This window comes from Janthinobacterium sp. 1_2014MBL_MicDiv (assembly GCF_001865675.1).
Lineage (GTDB): Bacteria > Pseudomonadota > Gammaproteobacteria > Burkholderiales > Burkholderiaceae_D > Janthinobacterium.
Map to the genome: position 1 here is coordinate 5,007,784 of NZ_CP011319.1, position 23,254 is coordinate 5,031,037.

Sequence of the window (23,254 nt, forward strand, 5' to 3'; positions counted from 1 at the left end):
CCTAGGAATCGACTATGTTACGACTCAACGAAGTAAAACTCCCCCTCGAACACGACGAAGCGGCCCTGCCCGCCGCCATCCTGGCCCGCCTTGGCATCGATGCCGGCGACCTGCTGGGCTTTACCGTCTTCAAACGCAGCTATGACGCGCGCAAGCGCAGCGCCGTGGTGCTGATTTACTCGCTGCATGTCGAGCTCAGGAACGAGGCGGCCGTGCTGGCGCGCCTGCAGCACGATGCGCACCTGATGCCGGCGCCCGACACCGACTACAAATTCGTCGCCGGCGGCGAACAGCTGGCCGGCCACAGCAATCAGCCGCGCCCCATCGTCATCGGCACGGGCCCCTGCGGCCTGTTCGTGGCGCTGATCCTGGCGCAGATGGGCTTGCGGCCCATCATCCTCGAGCGCGGCAAGCAGGTGCGCGAACGCACGGTCGACACCTTCGGCTTCTGGCGCAAGCGCGAACTGAATCCGGAATCGAACGTGCAATTCGGCGAAGGCGGTGCCGGCACCTTTTCGGACGGCAAGCTGTACAGCCAGATCAAGGATCCCAAGCACTACGGCCGCAAGGTCCTGACGGAATTCGTCAAGGCCGGCGCCCCCGAAGAAATCATGTATGTGAGCAAGCCGCATATCGGCACCTTCCGCCTGGTCAAGATGGTGGAAGAAATGCGCGCGAATATCGAGCAGCTGGGCGGCGAATACCGCTTCAGCAGCAAAGTGGTCGATATCGACATCGTGCCAGGCAGCGATGGCGGCCAGGTGCGCGGCGTAGTGCTGGACAATGGCGAAACCATCGCCAGCAACCACGTGGTGCTGGCCATCGGCCATAGCGCGCGCGATACCTTCGAGATGCTGCACCGCCGCGGCGTGTACATCGAGGCGAAGCCATTCTCGATCGGTTTCCGCGTCGAACACCCGCAGTCGCTGATCGACAGCTGCCGCTTCGGCCCCAGCGCCGGCCACCCGATTCTGGGCGCGGCCGACTACAAGCTCGTGCATCACGCCAGCAATGGCCGTTCCGTCTACAGCTTCTGCATGTGCCCGGGCGGCACCGTGGTGGCAGCCGCCTCGGAGCCGGGCCGCCTGGTGACGAACGGCATGAGCCAGTACTCGCGCAATGAACGCAACGCCAACAGCGCCATCGTCGTCGGCATCACGCCGGCCGACTATCCGGGCGACCCGCTGGCCGGCATCGCCCTGCAGCGCGAGCTGGAAGAACGGGCGTTTGCCCTGGGCGGCGGCAATTACGATGCGCCTGGCCAGCTGGTGGGCGACTTCGTCGCCGGACGCGCCTCGACGGAATTCGGCAGCGTGGTGCCGTCGTACAAGCCGGCCGTGCACCTGACGGACCTGGCGCCGTCCCTGCCCGAGTATGCGATCACGGCCCTGCGCGAAGCGTTTCCTGCGTTCAACAAGCAGATCAAGGGCTATTACAAGGCCGACGCCGTGCTGACGGGCGTGGAAACGCGCACCTCGTCGCCGATCCGCATCAAGCGCCGCGACGACGACCTGCAAAGCCTGAATACGCGCGGCCTGTTCCCCGCCGGCGAAGGTGCCGGCTATGCGGGCGGCATCCTGTCGGCCGCCGTCGATGGCATCAAGGTGGCCGAAGCCGTAGCCTTGTCGATCGCCGCCGCTTAAAGCGCTGGCAAGAGCAGATCAGGCGGCCAGCGGCAGCCTGATCTGTATATGGCAGCCCGGCGTGCTGTCGATGGCGCACACCTGGCCGCCCAGTTGCTGCACGATCGTGTAGACGATGTGCATGCCCAGGCCGGAGCCACCCTGGCCCCGCTTGGTGGTGAAAAACGGTTCGAACATGTGCTCGCGCACGGCGGGCGCCAGGCCGATGCCGTCGTCGGAAAACTCCAGCAGCAGCCATGGCAAGGCGGCAACCTCCTCGTCCACCTCGATGCGCGCGCGTATCGTGATCTGCCCCGGCCCGCCTTGCGGGTAGCCGTGGCGGGCGCTGTTCATCAGCAGGTTCGAGAGGATTTGCGACAGCTTGCCGGCCGCCAGGCGCACCTGGCAGTCGGGCGCGATGTCGAGCTCCACGCGCAGGGCCGCCTTGCGCAGTTCCGGGCTGTGCGCCGACACCAGGCCGTGCACATAGTCATGCAGGGCCAGGTCGGCCACGTATTCGCTGACCTGGTCCACGGCCAGCTGCTTGAAATTACCGATCAGGTCGGCCGCGCGCGCCAGGTTGCGCTCGATCAAGGCGGCCGCGCCCTTCAGCGCTTCGGCGATGTCGATCAGCTCGGCACGGCTGACCTTGGCGCCACCGAGCAGCTGCACCAGCTGGTCGGCATAGCTGCCCATGCTCGACGCCGCCGTCAGCGCCACGCCGACGGGCGTGTTGACTTCATGCGAAACGCCCGCCACCAGCGAACCGAGCGCCGCCATCTGTTCCTGCTCGATCAGGTTGGCCTGCGCCGTCAGCAGCGATTCCGTGCGCTGGCGTACGATTTCTTCCAGCTGCTGCGTGCGCTCCTGGTGCTGCAGCTCGGCCGCGCTGCGGGCCGAGAAGATCGACAGCAGCAGCAGGGCCAGCAAACGCTTGTTTTCATCGATGGGACGCGTGTCGATGGCCGACAGGATGCCCAGGGTCTTGCCCTCGGTATCGATGAGCGGCATGCCGACATAGCTTTCCGCATGCATGTCGACCAGCAGGCTATCGAATGGAAAGCGACGCTGGATGTCGCTGCCGTGAAAACACATGCTCTGGCAGGTGACGTCCTGGCAAGGCGTGTGCTGCAGGCTGTATTCGATGTTCGGCTGGTAGTCGTTGCCGCCCCACAGGGCCAGGGTGCGGATGCCTTCGCTGCCATCCGCCATGCGGATCAGGCGGCCGGCGATCACGTACTGCACGTCGAGCGCCTCGGCCAGGTCCTTGACGAGGATGCGCAGGAAGTCGTCGCCCCGGGCGCGCGCCGTCGAGGCGGTGATCGAGCGCAGGGCCGCCTCCGCCAGGGTGCGCCGCTGCTCGGGATCGAACAGGGGTTCTTGCGAATTCACATCAAACAGCGGAATACTCATGAATGCTCCTGCGCAGCACGGAAAGCGCAGGCAAACCTGCCGGCGCGGCGACTCTCAGCCATTGGCCCGGGCGAGCGGACCTGCCGCGATTGTACCCCCGGATATTGTCCAATAATACAGATTTGCAGGAATTTTTTATAGCCAGCCGGATCGCTTGAACAAGTAATACATATAACCGCAGACACAGCTCATCACTCCCACGGCCGCAGGATAGCCGTAATGCCAGTCCAGTTCCGGCATGAACTTGAAGTTCATGCCCCAGATGCCGGCAAACGCGGTAAACACGGCGAAAATAGCCGCCCAGGCCGCCAACTGCTTGTTCACTTCGCTCTCGTCAATGGCCACCATCGACAGATTCACCTGGATCGCCGTGCTGATCGTATCGCGGATGGTGTCGAGCGTGCCATTGATGCGCGCCAGGTGATCGTGCACGTCGCGGAAATATTCCTGCGTATCGTGGCACAGCGGCGGCACGCGCCCGCCATGCAGCTTGCCCACCGCTTCCATCAGGGGCGCCACCACGTGGCGCAAGACCATCACCTTGCGCTTCAACTGGTACAGCCGTTCGATATTGTCGCGCTCGGTGCCGCGGTCGAAGATGCGGTCCTCGATCAGTTCCAGCTCCGACTCGAGCGCGTCGAGCACGGGAAAGTAGCGGTCGACGACGGCATCCATCAGCGCATACAGGACGAAAGCGGAGCCCTGGCGCAGCAGATGCGGTTCGCGCTCGGCGCGCGCGCGCACGCCGAGGAAGCCTTGCGAGCTGTTGCTGCGCGACGAGAGCACGTAATTGGCGCCAACGAAAATGTCGACTTCGCCCAGCACCAGCTCGTCGCCCACCATTTCCACGGTTTTCACGACGGCAAACAGGGAGTCGCCATATTCCTCGATCTTCGGGCGCTGGTGGCCGCGCTGCGCGTCTTCCACCGCCAGTTCGTGCAGGCAAAACTCGTGCTGCATCTGCTTCAGCTCGTCGGGCGTGGCGTCGAGCAGGGCGACCCAGACGAAGCAATCGGGGCGCTCCACGTAATCGCTGATATCGTCGATCGGCAAGTCGGCCAGTTTTTTGCCATCCTGGTAGGCCACGCAGTTAATCAGCATACAGTTCCACAATGAAAGTTAAGACCGGACGAAACCATCCGGCAGGCGCCAGCTTACCCTATCGTCCGCTTTGATTGTGCATTGTGGCGCGCAACAGACGCCGGGGAAGGAAGGCGGACGGAGCGGGCTCCCCTTGCGGGCGCCCCGTGGCTCCGTCCGGCAGGTGGCTCAATCGTCCTTGGCGCCGTCGATGCCCAGTTCCGAGATCTTGCGCGTGATGGTGTTGCGGCCGATGCCCAGGCGCACGGCGGCGTCGTTCTTGCGCCCATGCGTATGCTTGAGCGCCGTCTTGATCAGGGCCGACTCGAATTGCCGTCCCAGCACGGCCATGACCTCCTGCTGCCCCGCGCCCAGCATGCCGGCCGCCTGCAGTTCCAGCAAGCCGATCCAGCCCGGCGGCGCGCCATTGGCGGGCGCGGCGGCCTCGAACACCTGGCCGCCATGCGCATGGGCCACGGCCGGTGCCGCGCCTTCGCCCGAGACGACGCTGGCGGCGCCATCGCCCTGCCCCTGCGTCAATTCCAGCGGCAAATCCTTGATTTCCACCGTCTGGCCCGGCGCCATGACGGTGATCCAGTTGCACAGGTTTTCCAGCTGGCGCACATTGCCGGGCAAATCTAGGCTGCTGAGAAACTGCATGGTCGGTTCGCTCATGCGCTTGGCTTCCACGCCCAGCTGGCGCGCACTTTGCACCAGGAAGTGGCGCACCAGGATGGGGATATCCTCGCGCCGCTCCCTCAAACTGGGCAGGCGCAGGCGGATCACGTTCAGGCGGTGATACAAGTCTTCGCGGAACAGGCCGTCGCGCACGCGCTGCTCGAGGTTCTGGTGCGTGGCCGTGATCACGCGCACATTGGCTTTCATGGGCTGGTGCCCGCCGACGCGATAGAAATGGCCGTCGGACAGCACGCGCAAGAGCCGCGTCTGCAGGTCGAACGGCATGTCGCCGATCTCGTCGAGGAACAGGGTGCCGTTCTCGGCTTGCTCGAAGCGGCCCCGGCGGGTCGTCTGCGCGCCCGTAAAGGCGCCCCGTTCATGGCCGAACAGTTCCGATTCCAGCAAATCCTTGGGAATCGCCGCCGTGTTGAGGGCGATGAAGGGCTGCGCCGCGCGCGGACTGTGCTTGTGCAGCGCGCGCGCCACCAGTTCCTTGCCGGAACCGGATTCGCCCGTGATGAGCACCGTCACGTTCGATTGCGACAGGCGGCCGATGGCGCGGAAGACTTCCTGCATGGCCGGCGCCTGGCCGAGGATTTCCGGCGTTTCCGACGGCCCCGATTCGACGCTCGTCTCGCGCAGGCTCTCTTCCAGCGCGCGGCGGATCAGTTCGACGGCCTTGTCGATGTCGAAGGGCTTGGCCAGGTATTCGAAGGCGCCGCCCTGGAAGGCCGCGACGGCCGAATCGAGGTCGGAAAAGGCCGTGATGATGATGACAGGCAAGCCGGGAAAGCGCGACTTGACCGTCTGCAGCAATTCCAGGCCGGACGCGCCCGGCATGCGGATGTCGGACACGAGCACTTGCGGCGTGTCCAGTTCCAGCGCGGCGATGGCGTCACGCGCATTGGCAAAACTCTTGGTGGCGAGATTTTCCCGCGCCAGGGCTTTTTCCAGCACCCAGCGGATTGATTCGTCGTCGTCAACTATCCAGATTGGCTTCATTAGTGTGTGCGTCCCGCAATGGATTTCATGGGTGGGATACGCCCCCGCTTATGGCAAGGGCAGAACGATCCTGAAATCGGTGTATCCAGGCCGGCTTTCGCACTCGATCACGCCCAGGTGCTGCTGCACGAAGGTTTGCGCCAAGGTCAGTCCCAAACCGCTGCCGCCTTCCCTGCCCGACACCAGCGGGTAGAAAATCCGGTCGCGGATCTGGGGTGCGATGCCCGGTCCATTGTCAATGATATGCAAGTCTAATGCCAGGTTGTAGCGGACCTTGGCCAGGGTCACCTGGCGCGCCACGCGCGTCTTGAAAATCAGTTCCGCATCGCCCGCCTCGATGCGCTCGGCCAGCGCCTGCGCCGCGTTGTGCGCGATGTTGAGCACGGTCTGTATCAATTGTTCCTTGTCGCCGCGGAACTCGGGGATCGAGGCGTCGTAATCGCGCGAAATGGTCAGGCCGCTGGGAAACTCGGCCAGGATCAGGCTGCGCACGCGCTCGCACACTTCGTGGATATTCACGTCGCCGACGATGTGCGGGCGGCGGTGCGGCGCCAGCAGGCGATCGACCAGGGTCTGCAGGCGGTCCGCTTCCTTGATGATGACCTGCGTGTATTCGCGCAGCTCGCTCAGGTGCAGGGCCGGCAATTCCAGCTCCAGCAGCTGCGCCGCGCCGCGGATGCCGCCCAGCGGGTTCTTGATTTCATGCGCCAGGTTGCGGATCAGCTCCTTGTTGACCTGGCTCTGGTCGAGGATGCGTTCCTCGCGGTCGAGTTTGAGTTGCTGCACGTTTTCGCGCAGCTCGATCAGCACGCTGTCGGGCGGCGCGTCGAGCGCGCTGATGATGCTGTGCACGCGCAGCGGTTCGCGCCCCAGGCGTTCCAGGCTCAAGTCCTGGCGCAAGTCGGAAAACTTGTGCTCGAGCGCCTGCGCGCAGATGCCGGCCAGCTCGTCGGGATTGAGGAACAGGGCCGTCAGCTTTTGCCGCGACAGGGCTTTCAGCGAGCTTTCCAGCAGGTTTTCCGCCGCCGCGTTGGCATAGCCGATGCGGCCGTCGCCGTCGAGCAGGATCACGGCTGACGCGAGCAGATCGAGGCCGGCCAGGTGGGCCGGGCGGCTGGAGTGGGTGTCTGTAGTCATCGTCTCGTCATCGGATATTCGCGATCTCGCGTTTCAGGGCCTCGACGTTCTGCTGTGTCCGGCTAATGTTGTCCTTCAGTTGCGCCACCCGCTCCTGGTACTTGGCATAGTTGCGCTCATTGCCCTGGCGTTCCGGCTGGCCCTCGTTGAATTCCAGGCGCTGCGCCGCCAGTTTCTGCTCTTCGCTGCGTAATTCATCCTGCAAGATCTGGCGCCGGTCCAGGTCGCGCGCGCGCTGCTCGGCGCCATCGACCCGGGGAAACGCGCCGGCGGCGGGCGCCGGCGTGCCTGCCGCCTGGGTACTGGGTCGCGCGGGCGCGCCCGACGGGGGCGGCGTCTTGCGCGCCGGCGGCGCCGTGATGGCGCCCGGTAAATCGAGCAGCTGGCAACTGGCGTTGCGCCGCATATCCGTCAATTCCTTGTGGCCCTGGGCATCCGTGCACAGGAAAATCTGCCCATGCGCCTGGGCCGCGGCGCCCAGCAATCCGGCCATCAACGCCATTCTGTAATGCTTAGTCAATCTCTACTCCTGTCAGCTTGCATCGCATCGATGCTGGGCTGAATATACAACATCACACTGGCGCGCCGGATAAAAAAACGCGGGCAAGACCATCGCCTCACCCGCGTTTTTTATTCACTACCGGCAAGTTGCCGGCATGGCGCCATTACAGCGAGTAGTACATGTCGAACTCGGCAGGATGCGTGGTCATGCGCATGCGCTGTACGTCCTGCATTTTCAGTTCCAGGTAGGCATCGATCATCGAATCGCTGAAGACACCGCCACGGGTCAGGAACTCGCGGTCCTTGTCCAGGGCTTCCAGCGCTTCTTCCAGCGAGGCGCAAACGGTAGGGATCAGTGCATCTTCCTCTGGCGGCAGATGGTACAGATCTTTCGATGCGGCTTCGCCCGGATGGATCTTGTTGGCAACGCCGTCCAGGCCAGCCATCAGCAGTGCGGCGAAGCACAGGTACGGGTTCGCCAGTGGATCCGGGAAACGCGCTTCCACGCGACGGCCTTTTGGATTGGCCACGTGCGGGATACGGATCGAGGCGGAACGGTTTTTCGCCGAGTACGCCAGTTTCACCGGTGCTTCGTAGCCTGGTACCAGGCGCTTGTACGAGTTGGTGCCCGGATTGGTGATCGCGTTCAGTGCCTTGGCGTGCTTGATGATGCCGCCGATGTAGTACAGGGCGAAATCGGACAGGCCGGCATAGCCGTCACCGGCGAACAGGTTCTTGCCATCTTTCCATACGGATTGATGCACGTGCATGCCCGAGCCGTTGTCGCCAACGATAGGTTTCGGCATGAAGGTGGCGGTCTTGCCATAGCTGTGCGCCACGTTCCACACCACGTATTTCAGGTTTTGCGTCCAGTCGGCGCGCTCGACCAGGGTCGAGAACTTGGTGCCGATTTCATTCTGGCCCGCGCCAGCGACTTCGTGATGATGTACCTCAACCGGGATGCCCAGCGATTCCAGGATCAGGCACATTTCCGAACGCATGTCCTGGAAGCTGTCCACTGGCGGCACGGGGAAGTAGCCGCCCTTGACGGTAGGACGGTGGCCGCTGTTGCCGCCTTCGATGTCCTTGCCGGTCGACCACGAACCTTCGTCCGAACCGATCTTGACGAAGCAGCCCGACATGTCGATCTTCCAGCGCACGCTGTCGAAGATGAAGAATTCCGGCTCAGGGCCGAAGTAGGCGGTGTCGCCCATGCCCGACGATTTCAGGTAGGCTTCGGCGCGTTTCGCGATCGAGCGCGGGTCGCGGTCGTAGCCCTTGCCGTCCGACGGTTCGATCACGTCGCACTGCATGAACAGCGTCGTTTCTTCCATGAACGGGTCGATATTGGCGGTGTTTGGATCCGGCAGCAAGATCATGTCGGACGCTTCAATGCCTTTCCAGCCAGCGATCGAGGAGCCGTCGAAGGCATGGCCCGATTCGAATTTGTCCATGTCGAAGTGCGACACGGGAACCGTCACGTGCTGCTCTTTACCACGGGTATCGGCAAAGCGGAAATCAACGAATTTGACTTCGTTCTCTTCTACCATCTTCAAGACTTCTGCGGCTGTCATTGCCATGCGTATCTCCTAAATGAATGTGGGGTGAGCCGACCTTAATGCGTCCGGGCTGATGAAGCGAAGCAAACATTGCGTGCCACCAAAACTCATAGGGATCATAGCAGATTCCATGCCAGCTCCAGGAGCTCCTGGGTGTCGGCGGCAAAATCGCTGTCATCCCAGTGAAAGTTTTCATGGCGGCGATTTCCACGCAAGAACAGCCGCACATCAGGAATGCACTATACAAGTGCGAAAAACTAATAACGCACCATTATCGTGCATTTCCTTGCTTTTTTGAGAAAATGCCTCTTTATGGTGCGACGCGCATGCACCGCGTATTCCCGTTTGCGGGGCGCCGGTGGCGCACTATAATCGTTCATACCATTCCACCTTCATCGAGGACGCCATGACCACCGCCGCCGACATCCTGAGCACCGCCCGCAGCCGCGCCAATGAGGGTACGCCGTACGCCGGCGCCGTGACGCCGCAGGAAGCGTATGAATTGCTGCAACTCGATGCCAGCGTCAAGCTGATCGACGTGCGCACCAATGCCGAGCGCGACTGGGTCGGCCGGGTCGACATCGCCGATACCCAGCATGGTGCGGTGCAATGGGCCACTTATCCGGGCGGCGTGCCCAATCCCGACTTTCTCGCGCAACTGGCTGCCCAGGCCGGCAAAGACGAAGTACTGCTGTTCCTGTGCCGCTCCGGCGTGCGCTCGCGCCATGCGGCCAAGCTGGCCACCGAACACGGCTATGCGAATTGCTTCGACATCCTCGAAGGCTTCGAGGGCGACAAGGATGCCGACGGCCACCGCAAACAGATCGGTGGCTGGTGCAAGGCGGGCTTGCCGTGGCTGGGCGCCTGAGGTTTTAACGGTGCGGCTATTGCTCGGGCCTGACGGCGCGCTCCGGCGCTAAGCAGGAAACGCCCGCATCCAGCGCTCAGGCCGGCTCGCCCGCCTCCGCCGCGGCGGTCGGATGCTCGCCCATCAGGGTTTGAATCCGCTTGCGCACGAAATTGATGTGGCTGCGCAAGCCGTACAGGCCGTCCGCAAACGACAGCGGGATCGAAATCTGGTTGACCATTTCCTCGATCTGGTCGAGCCGCGTCAATTGCTCCGCATACACTGCAGCACGCCTATCTTCCGGCACGTCTTCCAGCGCCTGCTCGACCGTGCGCAGCTGGCCATACCAGCGGTACACGCGCGAGCGGATGCGCCACACATACAGCGGCGGCACGACGCGCGACAGGGGCAGGATCAGCGCGCCCAGCGCCACCACCAGCACCCACATGCGGTCGAAGAAATTGGCCAGCCAGAAACTCATATAGCGCTGCAGCACGGGCGCGCCATCCTTGTAGAATTTCAGCGCTTCCGGCGCGACGGGAATTTCCGTGTAGCGCGCGGACGGGAACTGCCCCTGCTGCTGGAACCAGCCCGTGCCGCCGTGGATGCCGGCCGCCGCCTGCACGAACAGGTCGATCAGGGCCGGATGCAAGTCTTCGCGCGCCACCAGCGTGGCGGTCGGCGCGATCAGGTGATAATCCTGCGCGGGAATGTTCTGCCCCAGGTCGACGATGCCACGCGGCAAGATGACGTGGGTCAGAAAGGGCAGGCGCCGCGTGTACGCCTCGGCTTGCGAAAAATCAAACAGCTTGATGCCCGGCGTTTGCAGCAGCATCTGGATCAGCGGCGCTTCCGGCGCCGAGCTGAACACGAGGCCGTCGATGCGCCCTTCCAGCAGCTCCACCGTGGCGGGCGTGTTTTGCAGGTCGCTTACCGTCAGCTCCGTTGCTTCTACGCCATTTACGGACAGCAATTGACGGAACAGGCTGGGCACGCCCGTGCCCTCCGGCCCCAGGTTGATCTTCATGCCTTTCAGTTGCGTCAGCTCCGTGACGGCCTTGTCTTCGCGCATGAACAGCCACACGGGTTCCGTAAACAGGCTGCCCAGCGAAATCAGGCCATGCCGTTCGGCATCGGCGTGCTCCGTCGAGCCGCTTTGCACGAAGGCGATATCGGTCTTGCCGCCATTTAAGCGCTGCAGGTTTTCCTGCGAGCCCAGCGATGGCTGCAGGGTCACCTTGATGCCGTGCTTGGCCAGGGTGGCCGCGTATTTCTTGCCGAATTCTTCATAGGCGCTATTGTCCTGCCCCGTCGACAGGCTGACCTGACGCGGCGGCGCCGGATCGACCAGCCAGTACGCCAGCGCGCAGACGGCGCCGATCAGCAGCAGGGTGGGGCCGGCGGTGGCGAGGAAATCGCGCACGGAAAAGCGGCTGAACGCGAGGATTTTGGACATGTGGTGGCGCATAGGTTTCATGGGTGGCTACGATGCCAAGAAAACCGCAACTATGCAAGGCATCTCTCGCGCGCGGCGTGGCCAATTCGGCTACAGTGCTGGATCAACCACTTGCCGCGGGAGCCCTGCATGCTGAAAATTCTTGGAAAAGCCGCCTCGATCAACGTCCGCAAAGTCCTGTGGACGTGCGAGGAACTCGATCTGCCGTACGAACGCGAAGACTGGGGCAGCGGCTTTCGCGCCACCGACGACCCCGCCTTCCTGGCCCTGAACCCGAACGCCATGGTGCCCGTGCTGCTCGATGGCGACCTGGTGCTGTGGGAATCGAACACGATTTGCCGCTACCTGTGCGCGCAGGCGGGCCGCGACGACTTGTTGCCAAGCAGCCCCCGTGCCCGCGCGGAAGTGGAAAAATGGATGGATTGGCAGATGGGCGATTTGAACAACAGCTGGCGCTACGCCTTCATGTCGCTGGTGCGCCACAGCCCGGCGCACCAGGATGCCGCGCAACTGGCGGCCGGTATTGCCGGATGGAACAAGATGATGGGCATCCTCGAGCAGCAGTTGCAGCGCACGGGCGCCTTCGTGTGCGGCGAAGCGTTTACCGTGGCCGATATCGTGCTGGGCCTGTCCGTCAAGCGCTGGCTGATGGCGCCGCTGCAGCGTCCCGACTACCGCGCCATCGCCGCCTATCATGCGCGCCTGGCGGACAAGACCGCCGTGTTTGCCGGCTAATCGAGTTCCACTGCTTCGACCGTGCCGCCGATGACATAGCAATCGCCATCGCGGCGCACCTCGTCCAGGGTCGCAGGCTCGTCGTGCGCATACGTGCCGTCGACATCGACGCACCACAGGTCGCCAAAGCGCAGCAGCTTCACGCCGCAGCAGATGCGGTTGATGAAGTTGCCCGGCGTCTTCAGCGCCACTTCCTCCACCTCGCCCACCGTGATGGCCACCCGGCGCCAGACATTGCCTACCAGCACATGATTTCTCGCGTGCAAGACGATACGCACGGACAGCACGCCGCGAGGTTGATACAGCTGCTCGATCGATACCAGCGAGCCATCGTCGAAACGGTGGTATTGCTCAAAAATCTGTTGCGTCCTGTCCATCGTTCCTTTCTTCTCCACAAAAAAAACCGGCCTGTCGAGGCCGGCTTTCATCATACAAGCGCGCCCGCTTAATTGGTGCACTGCCTGGCCACGCCTTCGGCCGGCGCGGGCGGCTCGATCAGCGGCATCAGGCTCGGCGCCAGCGAGACGAGCAACTGTACCGGCAAGGCGCTGGTGAAATCGTAGTTCTTCGATTCCGGCCCCCGCACATACGCCGTCATGCTGCCATAGAAGCGTTCGCCGATATTGAAGACGAACGTGGCCGAGCGGTTCACATAGCGCGACTCGATCAGGCGGCCACCGGCGCCATACACGTCGAAACGCTGGTCGCCCGTGCCCGTCTTGCCGCCCATCGGGATGGGCACGCCGTCGGCGCCGACGAATGCCGTCTTCGCCCGCTTCGCCGTGCCGTCCGACACCACTTCGCGGATGGCCTTGGCCACGGCGCGCGCCACGTCCGGCGACAGCACTTGCTCCGCCTCCACCTTGCTGCCCCGCTGGAACTTGGTGTCATATGGCGTGTTGGCGGCGAAATGCATGGAATCGATGCGCACGCTCGGCTTGCGCACGCCATCGTTGATGATGATGCCCATCAACTCGGCCAGCGCGGCGGGCCGGTCGGCCGAGGCACCCAGGGTCGTCGCGTACGACGGCACGAGCGAGTCGAACGGATAGCCCATCTTCTTCCACTGGCGGTGGATTTCCAGGAACCCTTCCACTTCCAGCAAATTGGCGATGCGGCGGTCCTGCGCATGCTTGCGGTGCGTATTGAACAGCCATTTGTACACTTCCTGGCGTTCCTTTTCGCTGGCCGCCACCATCTGCGACAGGGTGGAACCCTCGTGCTGGCGCAGGTACGCCACCATCCACAGTTCCAGCGGATGCACATTGGCGAGATAACCACGGTCGGCCAGCGACCAGTTTTCCATCGCGTACTGCTCGTACATCTTGGCCACGCGCTCGGGCGGCACTTCATTTTGCGATGGCAAGTTGGCGTTGAGGAAATCGCCGAATTCCGCCACGGTGCCCTTCGGATTGATGGTGCGGAAGATATTCGCCAGGCGCACGGGGGTCGGGCGTATGCTGGCCAGCAAGATCTTTTCCTGCTCGTCGACGCTCTTGCCACGGTATTTCTGATAGAAGCGGTGCAGGAATTCGCGCCCTTCCTTGTCGGCAAAACGGCTCAGGTACTGCGCGCGGCGCGGATCGTCGGCGTCCGCCAGCAAGGAGGCGGACGAATCGGGACGCGAAAACATGTAGTAGCGGGCCACGTCGCGCATCAGGCGCACGAACACCAGGTTGGTCGACTGGCGCAGCGCCTGCTGCAAGGTCATGATGCGGCTGTCGTCGAGCTTGGAGAAGTTGCCGAAATGGTGCAAGCCGCCGCCCGTGAAGAAGCCTTCGCCCGGGTTGCCCGAATACTTGCGTTCCATGGCGGCCGCCAGCATGGCCGGCAGCTTGCGCGCCTCGCCGAGCGGCAATGGTTTCAAATAGGCAATCGCCCACTGCGACAGCATGTCCTTCGGATCGACGGCGATCTTGCCCAGCTCGGCGGCGCCCATGCCGCTGTAGCGCTGGTGCAGCTGGTCGATGATGTCCAGGTAGGTCACCAGCGTGCGCAGCTTGGCCGTGGAGCCGAGGTCGAGCTTGGCGCCCTCGTTGATGTCGAGCGGCTGGTCATAGTTGTCCGTCTGCACGCGCAGCAGGTTGGCCTGCTCGCCCTTTTGCAGCAGGGTAAAGCTGTACACGACATTGGCCGGGTCGCCATTGCCCAGCATGCCCTTGCCCGTCAGGCCGGCCGCTTTCGCCACTTCGGGGTCGCGCAGCTCGCGCAAGACCTTGGTGACGGCGTTTTGCGCCTGCGCGTCAAGCGTGCTGACCACTTTCAGGTCAAGACGGTCGAGGTTGTACAAGCGCGGATCGCCGAGCATGCCAGCCAGGTGGTTGCGCACGGCATTCGAGGCCTTGCGCGTGACGAACGAGGTCGACGCTTCCGACTGCACGCCCGAGGCCGTCGATGGGCGCAGGCGCTCGGCGACGGCGGCATCGCGCAGCTGCGGCGAGATCACGCCCGCCTGCGCCAGCAGGCGCAGATGGCTGTTCGTCAATTCTTCCAGGTCGGCGCCGCCGGCCACCAGATAATGCGAGGGACGGCGCTGCGCGATCAGCAGGCTCAGCGCCTGCTTGTAGGCGAGCGCGCTGCCCGGCTGGTCCATATTGCCCTTGAGCAAAGTCTTGACCTCGGCGAACGGGCGGCCATACCAGACCCACATGCCGTCGCCAATGCCGTTGACTTCGCCAAAGCCGCTTTTCGCCGACAGCGGCACGGTATTGAGGTAATTGACGACGATCTTGCGCCGCGCTTCCATGGTGTTTTCGCCATCCTGGTACGAACGCAGGCTGGCCGAAATCATCTGCAGCAGCTTGTCCTGCATGGAACTGGTGCGGCCGTCTTCCGAATGCCGGTATTTTTCGATCTGCGTGGCCAGGGTGCTGCCGCCGCCGCTGCGGTGGCCGCCAAACAGGTTCAGCGCCTTGTCGAGGACAGCCTTGCTCAGGCGGTCCCACTCCACGGCCGGGTTGCGCTCGGGCGTGCCCGGGTCGAGCAATTCGCGGTTTTCAATGAACAGCAGGCTTTGCACGAGCGCCGGCGGCGCTTCGGCGAAGCCGTCGAACATGCGCTCCGGGTAGCTGGCGGCAAACAGGGGCGCGGCACGGCAATCGAGGATGGACAGGCCGGCGCGGTTTTTCTCGTGATACGTGGCAAAGATGCCGCGATCGACCAGCTGCACCATCTTCGGCGACATGCGCGCCTGCGCCGTGATTTCATAATCGCGCGCGTTGAGCTTGGTGATGAAGTCCGGCAGGCTGGCATAGCCGAGCCGCTCGTCGTACGGGCCATGCTGCGGGTAGCGGATGGCGTCCGCCGGCGCGGGACCGGGCTCGACCTTGTACGTCAGCTGGCGGTCCAGGCGCGTGAAGAATTCCGCCTGCAGGGCCGACGTGCGCACTTCGCGCATGACGAACCAGGCCACGCCGGCGATCAGCGCCAGCGCAATGATGGCAAAGATGGGCCAGATGCGCGAACGGCGCTTCTTCGGCGGGCTCGCCGGCGGCGGGGCCTCGGCGCCCGCGTCGGGCAGTGTATCGGCTGGGGGCCGCTCTTGCGCGGCCAGGTTGACGCCTGTGTCTTTCATGGGATGCTGGGGTAAGGTTGGGTGTGGACGGCGCGGAAAATGCGGTAGCTGCACCGCACACTCGTGCGGCAATGGCTGCAATCCGCGCAGGGTAAGACCGGGGCCAGCCGTAGCTGGTCACAACGAAGCTTGCTTAACATGATGTCCATACCGGTGAATCAAAAATACGCTCTACTGCACAGGCAGGCGGCCCCGCTTCCTGCACGCGACGCCCCTGTTCACCATTCCACCACATCGGCATGAAAACGACTGACGAGCGCACACAAAAATCTTGCTTCATTGAAGATTTTCGCAAAAAAACAACGTCTTGGACTGTACGCTCGCGAACATAGGAGCAAGGCGGGCTGGACGCCAGCGAAAAAGCCGCCGGCGCCGGGCTGGCGGCCGGTCAGATGGTGGTGTATTCCGCCTGCAAGGTATCGAGCGCGGCGCGCATCTCGGCAAAGGCGGCCGCCGCCTGCGCGGGCTCGCCCTTGACGCCCAGTTCGATATGCCGGCGCGTCTGCGCGTCGCCCACGCTGGGCAGGCTGAACACCTTGATCAGCGGAAACTCCGCCTCGAGCCGCACCATCAGCGGCGTCAGCAGCGATTCCGCCGTCTCGTACACGAGCAAGGCGTGTTCCGCGTGCGGTACCTGGTTGAACAGGTGGGCGTAATGCGTATCGAGCACCCACTCGATCATGGGCCAGGACATGATGGGAAAGCCCGGTACAAAGTAATGCTCGCGCACGGCAAAGCCGGCAATCTTGTTGTACGGATTCGGTATCAGTTCGGCGCCATGGACGAATTCCGCCATTTTCAGGCGGTGCAGGTTTTCCGGCGAGTGCAAATCGGCCGGCACGCCCGCCTCCTCGCCCATTTCCGTGATCCGTTGCTGGATATTGGCCTTGCCCTGCGGATGCAATACCAGCGGCAAGCCCAGCGCGTCGGCGGCGGCCTGGCGCGTGTGGTCGTCCGGCGTGGCGCCGATGCCGCCGAAGCTGAAGACGATGTCGCCGCTGGCAAAGCTGCGCTTGAGCAAGGCGACGAGGCGGGCCGGTTCATCGCCCACGTATTCCGCCCAGCTCAGCTGCAAACCGCGCTGCTTGAGCATTTGCACCACTTTCGGAAAATGCTGGTCCGTGCGCTTGCCCGACAGGATTTCGTCGCCGATGATGATCAATCCGATAGCCATGAAACTTCCTTCTTCGATTCGATAGTGAGGGTCAGGCGTCCGCCGGTGCCACGTCCGTCATGCCGCGCTGGCCCCGCAGGCGCGCCAGTGCTTCCAGGCAGTAATACTGGAACCACAGGCCCGTGAAGATAAAGATCAGCACATACAGCCAGATGGCGAACGCCGCCAGGAAGGGGAAAAACACGACGGACATCACGCCGCCCATCCACAGCAGGCCAGGCACGGCGCCGGCCGCGCCGGACACCATGCCGATGGCCAGCAGGGGCCAGCGCTGCTCGCGCATGATGGCGTGGCGCTCGTCCACGCTGGCGTAGTCGGCCATCGCGTCATACGCCATCACCCGGTAGGTCAGCCAGCCCCACAGCACGGCCTGTCCCACCAGCGCGGCCGGCGGAAACGCGTACAGGGGCAGCATGACGAGCCAGGCGACGATGAACAGCAGAAAGGTGGCAAGCGAGGTGCCGACGCTGCCGACCAGGCTGCCGCCATGCTTCTTTTCCAGTTGCGGAAAATGCCGGCCGCCGATATGGCGGCCGATGGCCGGCATGGCGAACAGGCCCATGAAGATCAGGGCCGTCAAGATCATCAGCGGCAGCAGCATGAACATGGCGATCAGCGGCACGATGACGGCTTTCAGCACGCCCAGGCCGAACGTGGCCAGCACCTGGCCGCTGGTGCGGAAGAAATCGTACTGCGTGAACAGCGCGTGCAGGCTGTCGATCAGCGGCTGCAGGCCGACATACAGCAAGCCGCCCCACAGGATCAGCGACAGGATGAACGGCGCGACACTCAGCAGCAATATCCTGCCGTGCAATTGCGACAGCAAGGCACGGCCATACGAGTTCAGCACATTACGCATCAACGGCGTCCTTTTCGTTTCAATCTTGCAAATTCCACCATGCGGCGCAGGCCCAGCCATTGCTGTTGCCAGAAGCCGCGTCCATAGTTGCGTCCCGGCCGGCCCACGCCATTGCCGTCGATGCGGGCCAGCTGGTCGCGCACGCCCGTGCGCGCATAGCCTGCCGAGAAATTCGCGGTGCCCAGCAGCATATCCCAAATCGGCAAGACCACGCCGAAGTTGCAGCCGCCCATGCTGCCCTTGCCTTTCGACTCATGCCCCACGCCGATCGCATGGTGCGTGCGGTGAAAACGCGGCGAAATCAAGAGCCGCTCGCCGATGCGGCCGAAGTGTATCCTCACATTCGCGTGCTGCAAGCTTTGCAAGATGCGCGAAATCGAGACCAGCAGCACATATTGTCCCGGCGGCACGCCGATACCGAGCGCCACCAGGGCCATGACCACGTCGCGCAAAAAGTCATCGAGCAGGTGGTTGCGGTCATCGCTCCACAAGTTCATGTTTTGCTGGCTGTGATGCAGGCTGTGCAAACCCCACCACCAGCCGAAATGGTGCGAGGCGCGGTGGTAGCAATAGTCGACGAAGTCGATGATCACAAAATAAATGATAAAACTGAGCAAGGGGCTGATGCCGGGCAACAGCGACTCCAGGTTCAAGGGATGGATATTGTCGAAGCGCAAAGCCCCGGCCAATGCATCCATCAGCGGGTCGAGCGTGAAGAAAACCAGCACGGAAAACAGGCCGATGCGGTGCAGCACGGTATAGATGAAATCGTTCCAGCGGGCGCGCGGATCCGTCATCTTTTGCGCGGGTATCAGCGCTTCGAGCGGGCGCAGCACGAGAAACAGCAGCAGCAGTTCGCACAGGCCGATCAGCAGCCATTCCGTGCCTTCGAACGCCTCTTCCGTGAATTCGCCAAAGCCCAGGTGGTACACGAGCGGATTGACGACCGTCTGGAACAGCCAGCCCTGCGCCGCGCCAAAGGCATCGACCACCGTGTCGACGGCGGGCTGCAGGAGGGACGCGATGTCGGCGGCCATCATGGCTGCCCCTTCTTCTGCGCGTAATCGGGATGCTCGCGCAGCGTGGCAAAACAGAAACCCTTGTCCTGCAAGCCTTTGACCAGGGCATCGAGGTTGGCCGGCGCCCACGCATCCTTGCGCGACCAGATGCCCATGTGCGAGATGAAGATATCGCCGCTGCGCAGGTTCGCCAGCGCTCTCTTGAGCAGCATGGCGTTTGGATACTTATCGCTGGGCAATTCATCGCCCGAGTACCCTGCTGGCGCCCAGCCCGCATGCCGGTAACCGCAGGCGCTGCCTGCCGCCAGCGTGCGCGGCGACGTATAGCCGCCCGGCGCGCGCCAGAACGGGTCGAGCTTGTGCCCGGTCAGCTCCTGGAAACGCGTGTCGACACGGCGTAATTCCTCGCAGAACTGCTTGTCGGTGAAGGACGCGAGCTTGCCGCCCTCCTTGCCGAACTGGGGCTTGACCTGGATCAAACCGTTGGCTAGATCCTTCTTCCAGTACACGTGGTCAAACGTATGCGTGCCGAACGCATGGCCTTCGGCCACGCGGTCCTTCCAGTATGACGCCCAAGAGGCATCAAGCGAATAGTCGCCGCGCGTGGTCTTTTCATTGGCCAGGAAAAACGTGGCTTTGATATGGCGTTTATTGAGTACGTCGGCAATCAGCTGCGCTTGCGACTGGCTACCCGTGTCGAACGTCAGGTAGATCGTGCCCTTGCAGGCGGCCGGAGCGGCCGACAGCGCGGGTGTGGCGACGGCGCCAGGCGCGGCAAGCTTGGCAGGCGCGGCGCTGGAAGCGGCAGGCACGGGACTGGCAGCGGCAGTCGCATGCGCGCAAGCGTGCGGCAGCATGGTCGCACACAGCAGCATGGCGGGCATGACGGCGCGGCGGCTCACGCCAGGAGCCAGGCGGCGCAAAATCAGGGGCGCCATCATCACATGCGCGGCGAGTGGGTGGCGAAATACACGCCATGGGGCGAGCGGCCCACGGGTATCAGCTTGATCACCTTGCGCGTCGTCAAGTCGATCACGGCCACTTTCTTGATCCAGCGCAAGGTCACCCACATGGTCTTGCCGTCGGGCGTGATTTCCATGCAGTCCGGACCGCCCGGCACATTGATGGTGCCCACGTTTTCCAGCGTTTTCTGGTCGATGATATTGATCGTGTTCGATACGCGGTTCGAGACGAACGTCATGCGGTTGTCGCCGAGCGCGCGGAAATTGTGCGTGCCGGCGCCGGCCTTGATGCGCTTGACGGTCTTTTGCGTGCGCCAGTCGATCACTTCCACATAGTCGCTGCCCATGATGCCGACCAGCAAATGTTTGCCATCGGGCGTCATCGTGATGCCGGCCGGCGCGGGGCCGACGGGCATGGTCCATTTCACCGTCTGCGTCTCCAGGTCGATGGCGCTGACCTGGTTGCTGCCCTGCTGGGTAATGAAGGCCATGCGGCTGTCGGCCGTGAACGCCATGTGGCTAGGCAACTTTGGCAGCGGGATGCGCTTGGCCAGGGTCAGGTTCTTGCCATCGTAGCGGTACAGGTCGATGCGGTCCAGGCGCAGCGAATTCGAGATGAACCACTTCTGGTCCGGCGAAAAGCCGATCTGGTAGGGGTCGAGGATGTTGCTGATGCGGCGCTGGATCTGGCCCGACACGGGGTCGAGGAAGATCAGCTCATTGCCGACGGAACTGGCGACGATCAGCGACTTGCCGTCCGGCGTCTCCATCAGGTGATGCGGCTCCTTGCCGACGGCAAAGGTGGACAGGGGCGCATAGGTTTTCTGGTCCAGCAGTTGCACCGTAGCATCACGGGAATTGAGCACCACCACCACTTCGGCTTGCGCCGTAGACATTGCGGAAACCAGGCACAGCGAGGAAAAAAGAAGGCGGCGTAGACTGCGGAACATGGAAGAAATCACTGTTAAATACAAAACATGTATTTTACGTGGAAACACTGTATTTATTGTGTGAAATCCCCCCTTAAATGCTACCGCTGGCAACAAGCGACGGTAATTTCCGGTTTTTCCATTCGACAGGGCCTGGAATGGCGCTTTGCAAGCCATTGCTCTACAATCTGAAGCTTTCATCGCCTACACAAGGATTATCATGACCACCATTACCACCGCTTCCGGCCTGCAATACATCGACACCGTTGTCGGCGAAGGCGCTGAAGCGCAAGCCGGCAACAATGTTGTCGTGCACTACACGGGCTGGCTGCAAAACGACGACGGCAGCGCCGGTGCGAAATTTGACTCGAGCAAGGACCGCAACGACCCGTTCGAGTTCCCGCTGGCCGCTGGCCGCGTGATTCAAGGCTGGGACGAAGGCGTGCAAGGCATGAAAGTGGGCGGCAAGCGCCAGCTGATCATCCCGGCAGCACTGGGCTATGGCGCGCGTGGCGCCGGTGGCGTGATCCCACCGAACGCCACCCTGATTTTCGACGTCGAACTGCTGGGCGTCTAAGCACCGACCGGGCAAGGTTCACATGACCGCGCCAGGCGCCGCCCCTGTTCACTCAGCGGCGGCGCTTTTTTTGAGTGTGTCCTCTAATGCACGGCGCGCTTTTTTCACTATGATGTCAGGCACTGCAGCACGCACGGTGGCCACTCCGCCAGGCCTGCCGCACTTTCCCAGCGATTCCATCAGCACACAGGAGCCATCATGAGTTTACAAGAGCAATTCGACCAAGCGCAACTCGATTCCAAGACCCTGTCCGAGCGTCCGGACAATATGACCTTGTTGAAAATCTACGCCTTGTTCAAGCAAGCGTCGAGCGGCGACGCCACGGGCGAGCGTCCCGGCATGACCGACTTCGTCAACCGCGCCAAGTTCGACGCCTGGGCGGCCCTGGCCGGCACCTCGAAAGAAGAGGCGCAGCAGCAATACATCGACCTGATCGAAGACTTGAAGGACTGATCGTCCCCCCTGCCCCGGCTGACGCCGGGGCAATGTTATGATTTCCGCATGACACCATCACCGATTTCCCAGGTTTCCCTGGCCCACGCCGCCGACCTGCCCCGTCTGTTCGACGTCTGGCACCTGTCCGTGCGCGCCACCCACGATTTCCTTGCCGACAACGATATCGCCTTCCTCAGCCCCTTCGTGCGCGACGAACTGGCCAGGGTGACGGCCGAACGCCTGCTGCACGTGCTGCGCGCCGATGACGGCGTCGCCTATGCCTTCCTGTGCGTCGAGCACGCCAAGATCGAGATGCTGTTCGTGCATCCGGAGCGGCGCGGCAGCGGCGCCGGCAGCGCGCTGGTCCGGCACGCCATCGCCAGCCTGCAAGCGACGGCCGTCGATGTGAACGAGCACAACACGCAGGCGCATGGCTTTTACCGCCACCTGGGTTTTCTCGACGCAAGCCGTTCCGAACGCGACCCGTTCGGCAAGCCTTTCCCCATTTTGCACCTGAAACTGGCCGAAACAGGCTAAAAACTCACCAAAAACCACGAAAACAGGCGGTTAACGCAAAAGTGGCTACCGTATCGGTAGCCACTCTTTATGCGGAAATAAACGGCGCTGACTCTTATTGCTTCGCCGCCGCCTGCGCTTGCGCGATCCAGCCGTCAAACGTCTGCTGGTGGAACTTGATCCAGCCGGCCGTGTGGCGCGCGATATCGGCTTGCGTGTTTTCGCCGCGGCGCATGCGCTCGTTCTGCGCATTGATGTCGGCCACCGGCAATTGCATCACTTCGAACAGCTTGGCCGCGGCCGGGTTTTTCTGCGCCCACTCCTTGTTGGCCACGATGCGCGCCGTGTTGACGGCAAAACCGTAATCGCTGCCATCGTCGAGGCGGGTATTCACCTTGTCCGGATTGGCCGAGAACGGCACTTTCAGCCAGATGACATCCTTGCCCGGCACCAGTACGCCGCTGACCCAGTACGGCGTCCACGTGTAGTACAGGATCGGTTCGCCACGCTTGTAGCGGCCCAGGGTGTCGGCGATCAGGGCCGCATAGCTGCCCTGCACGTGGGTCACCGTCTCGCGCAGCTTGTACGCATCCATATGGTTCTCGATCAGCGCTTCGCAGCCCCAGCCTGGGTTGCAACCGGTCAAGTCGGCCTTGCCGTCGCCATCATGGTCGAACAGCTTGGCCAGGGTCGGGTCGCGCAACTGGTCGATATTCGTGATGTTGTACTTTTCCGCCGTGGCCTTGTCGATCAGATAACCCTGCGCCGCCGGCCCCGCATACTGGCCCGTGCGCAACAGCTTGGCGTCGCCGCCCGCATTGTTATAAAAATCCTTGTGCATCGGGTCCCAGTGCACGGCCATGAAGGTGGCGTCGCCGTTGGCGATGGCGATATGCGCGGTCGGGTATTCCACTTCCTTGATCGGCTGCACTTCGTAGCCGAGCTTTTCCAGGGCCTTGTCGACCAGCATGGTCTGGAAGGTTTCTTCCGCGATCGAACTTTGCAGCGGCTGGACCTTGACGCCCTTGCCCGGCAGCGCATTGGCGGCCGCGGCCGGCGTTTGCGCCATGGCCAGGCTGGTGGTCAGGGCCAGGGCGGCAATCGCCAGGGCCGAATACCACTGGAACTTGCGTTGCGATTTTTGCGTTACCTCAAAATGGTCAATTTGATGCATGTGCT

Annotated in this window: 21 protein-coding genes; 6 read left to right on the forward strand and 15 right to left on the reverse strand. The window is 62.9% G+C overall.

The window, feature by feature from the left end; translation table 11 throughout:
• Window positions 1-14: 14 nt before the first annotated feature.
• Window positions 15-1,643, forward strand: coding sequence for an NAD(P)/FAD-dependent oxidoreductase (locus tag YQ44_RS21590; protein ID WP_071325148.1), 1,629 nt, complete (start codon window positions 15-17; stop codon window positions 1,641-1,643).
• 18 nt (window positions 1,644-1,661) lie between these two features.
• Here YQ44_RS21590 and YQ44_RS21595 read toward each other — a convergent pair whose 3' ends face one another.
• From YQ44_RS21595 to glnA, 6 genes are all read right to left on the reverse strand, one after another.
• The gene (locus tag YQ44_RS21595) at window positions 1,662-3,035 is read right to left on the reverse strand and encodes an ATP-binding protein (RefSeq protein WP_071325149.1); all 1,374 of its coding nucleotides are present in this window, start codon (window positions 3,033-3,035) and stop codon (window positions 1,662-1,664) included.
• 135 nt (window positions 3,036-3,170) lie between these two features.
• Window positions 3,171-4,136: a magnesium/cobalt transporter CorA gene (gene corA, locus YQ44_RS21600; protein WP_071325150.1), complete on the reverse strand. Its 966-nt coding sequence runs from the start codon at window positions 4,134-4,136 to the stop codon at window positions 3,171-3,173.
• A gap of 168 nt (window positions 4,137-4,304) precedes the next feature.
• Window positions 4,305-5,795, reverse strand: a complete 1,491-nt coding sequence (gene ntrC, locus YQ44_RS21605) for a nitrogen regulation protein NR(I) (protein ID WP_071325151.1) — start codon at window positions 5,793-5,795, stop codon at window positions 4,305-4,307.
• 48 nt (window positions 5,796-5,843) lie between these two features.
• Window positions 5,844-6,932, reverse strand: a complete 1,089-nt coding sequence (gene glnL, locus YQ44_RS21610) for a nitrogen regulation protein NR(II) (RefSeq protein ID WP_071325152.1) — start codon at window positions 6,930-6,932, stop codon at window positions 5,844-5,846.
• A gap of 7 nt (window positions 6,933-6,939) precedes the next feature.
• Window positions 6,940-7,425, reverse strand: coding sequence for a DUF4124 domain-containing protein (locus YQ44_RS21615; protein ID WP_071326667.1), 486 nt, complete (start codon window positions 7,423-7,425; stop codon window positions 6,940-6,942).
• A gap of 172 nt (window positions 7,426-7,597) precedes the next feature.
• Entirely contained in the window at window positions 7,598-9,013 is a 1,416-nt protein-coding gene (gene glnA / locus YQ44_RS21620; protein WP_070219258.1) for a type I glutamate--ammonia ligase, read from the reverse strand.
• A 385-nt stretch (window positions 9,014-9,398) separates the two neighbouring features.
• Here glnA and YQ44_RS21625 point away from each other — a divergent pair, with 385 nt between their 5' ends.
• Window positions 9,399-9,860, forward strand: coding sequence for a rhodanese-like domain-containing protein (locus YQ44_RS21625; protein WP_071326668.1), 462 nt, complete (start codon window positions 9,399-9,401; stop codon window positions 9,858-9,860).
• Window positions 9,861-9,936: 76 nt separating this feature from the next.
• Here the strand turns inward: YQ44_RS21625 and YQ44_RS21630 are convergent, their stop codons facing one another.
• Entirely contained in the window at window positions 9,937-11,295 is a 1,359-nt protein-coding gene (locus YQ44_RS21630; RefSeq protein ID WP_071326669.1) for a TAXI family TRAP transporter solute-binding subunit, read from the reverse strand.
• 129 nt (window positions 11,296-11,424) lie between these two features.
• Here YQ44_RS21630 and YQ44_RS21635 point away from each other — a divergent pair, with 129 nt between their 5' ends.
• Window positions 11,425-12,030, forward strand: a complete 606-nt coding sequence (locus tag YQ44_RS21635) for a glutathione S-transferase family protein (protein WP_071325153.1) — start codon at window positions 11,425-11,427, stop codon at window positions 12,028-12,030.
• On the opposite strand, the gene YQ44_RS21640 is transcribed toward YQ44_RS21635, so the two are convergent.
• The 7 genes from YQ44_RS21640 to YQ44_RS21670 all read right to left on the reverse strand — a co-directional run bounded on the left by YQ44_RS21640 (window position 12,027) and on the right by YQ44_RS21670 (window position 20,568).
• Window positions 12,027-12,407 carry a hypothetical protein gene (locus tag YQ44_RS21640; protein WP_156894952.1) on the reverse strand — a complete coding sequence of 127 codons (381 nt, stop codon included), beginning with the start codon at window positions 12,405-12,407 and terminating at the stop codon, window positions 12,027-12,029. The genes YQ44_RS21635 and YQ44_RS21640 overlap by 4 nt on opposite strands.
• A 68-nt stretch (window positions 12,408-12,475) precedes the next feature.
• On the reverse strand, window positions 12,476-15,604 hold the full coding sequence (locus YQ44_RS21645; RefSeq protein WP_083411999.1) for a transglycosylase domain-containing protein: 3,129 nt from the start codon (window positions 15,602-15,604) through the stop codon (window positions 12,476-12,478).
• Between the two features lie 388 nt (window positions 15,605-15,992).
• Complete coding sequence (locus tag YQ44_RS21650) at window positions 15,993-16,778, reverse strand: competence/damage-inducible protein A (RefSeq protein WP_071325155.1); 786 nt, start codon at window positions 16,776-16,778, stop codon at window positions 15,993-15,995.
• Between the two features lie 31 nt (window positions 16,779-16,809).
• Entirely contained in the window at window positions 16,810-17,637 is an 828-nt protein-coding gene (locus tag YQ44_RS21655) for an EI24 domain-containing protein (RefSeq protein ID WP_071325156.1), read from the reverse strand.
• Window positions 17,637-18,677 carry a sterol desaturase family protein gene (locus YQ44_RS21660; protein WP_232250960.1) on the reverse strand — a complete coding sequence of 347 codons (1,041 nt, stop codon included), beginning with the start codon at window positions 18,675-18,677 and terminating at the stop codon, window positions 17,637-17,639. The genes YQ44_RS21655 and YQ44_RS21660 overlap by 1 nt, the downstream gene beginning before the upstream one ends.
• Window positions 18,674-19,513 (reverse strand): polysaccharide deacetylase family protein, encoded by an 840-nt coding sequence (locus YQ44_RS21665; protein WP_071326672.1) that lies wholly within the window; start codon window positions 19,511-19,513, stop codon window positions 18,674-18,676. Before YQ44_RS21665 ends, YQ44_RS21660 begins: the two co-directional genes overlap by 4 nt.
• Window positions 19,514-19,596: 83 nt before the next feature.
• The gene (locus YQ44_RS21670) at window positions 19,597-20,568 is read right to left on the reverse strand and encodes a YVTN family beta-propeller repeat protein (RefSeq protein WP_071325157.1); all 972 of its coding nucleotides are present in this window, start codon (window positions 20,566-20,568) and stop codon (window positions 19,597-19,599) included.
• 199 nt (window positions 20,569-20,767) lie between these two features.
• On the opposite strand from YQ44_RS21670, the gene YQ44_RS21675 reads away from it, so the two are divergent.
• The 3 genes from YQ44_RS21675 to YQ44_RS21685 all read left to right on the forward strand — a co-directional run bounded on the left by YQ44_RS21675 (window position 20,768) and on the right by YQ44_RS21685 (window position 22,096).
• Window positions 20,768-21,124, forward strand: coding sequence for an FKBP-type peptidyl-prolyl cis-trans isomerase (locus tag YQ44_RS21675; RefSeq protein ID WP_071325158.1), 357 nt, complete (start codon window positions 20,768-20,770; stop codon window positions 21,122-21,124).
• Window positions 21,125-21,322: 198 nt separating this feature from the next.
• Window positions 21,323-21,577, forward strand: coding sequence for an acyl-CoA-binding protein (locus YQ44_RS21680; protein WP_071325159.1), 255 nt, complete (start codon window positions 21,323-21,325; stop codon window positions 21,575-21,577).
• Window positions 21,578-21,625: 48 nt separating this feature from the next.
• Window positions 21,626-22,096, forward strand: coding sequence for a GNAT family N-acetyltransferase (locus YQ44_RS21685; RefSeq protein ID WP_083412000.1), 471 nt, complete (start codon window positions 21,626-21,628; stop codon window positions 22,094-22,096).
• Window positions 22,097-22,190: 94 nt separating this feature from the next.
• On the opposite strand, the gene proX is transcribed toward YQ44_RS21685, so the two are convergent.
• A complete protein-coding gene (proX, locus tag YQ44_RS21690; RefSeq protein WP_083412001.1) occupies window positions 22,191-23,249 on the reverse strand; it encodes a glycine betaine/L-proline ABC transporter substrate-binding protein ProX in 1,059 nt (352 codons plus the stop codon).
• Window positions 23,250-23,254: the final 5 nt, after the last annotated feature.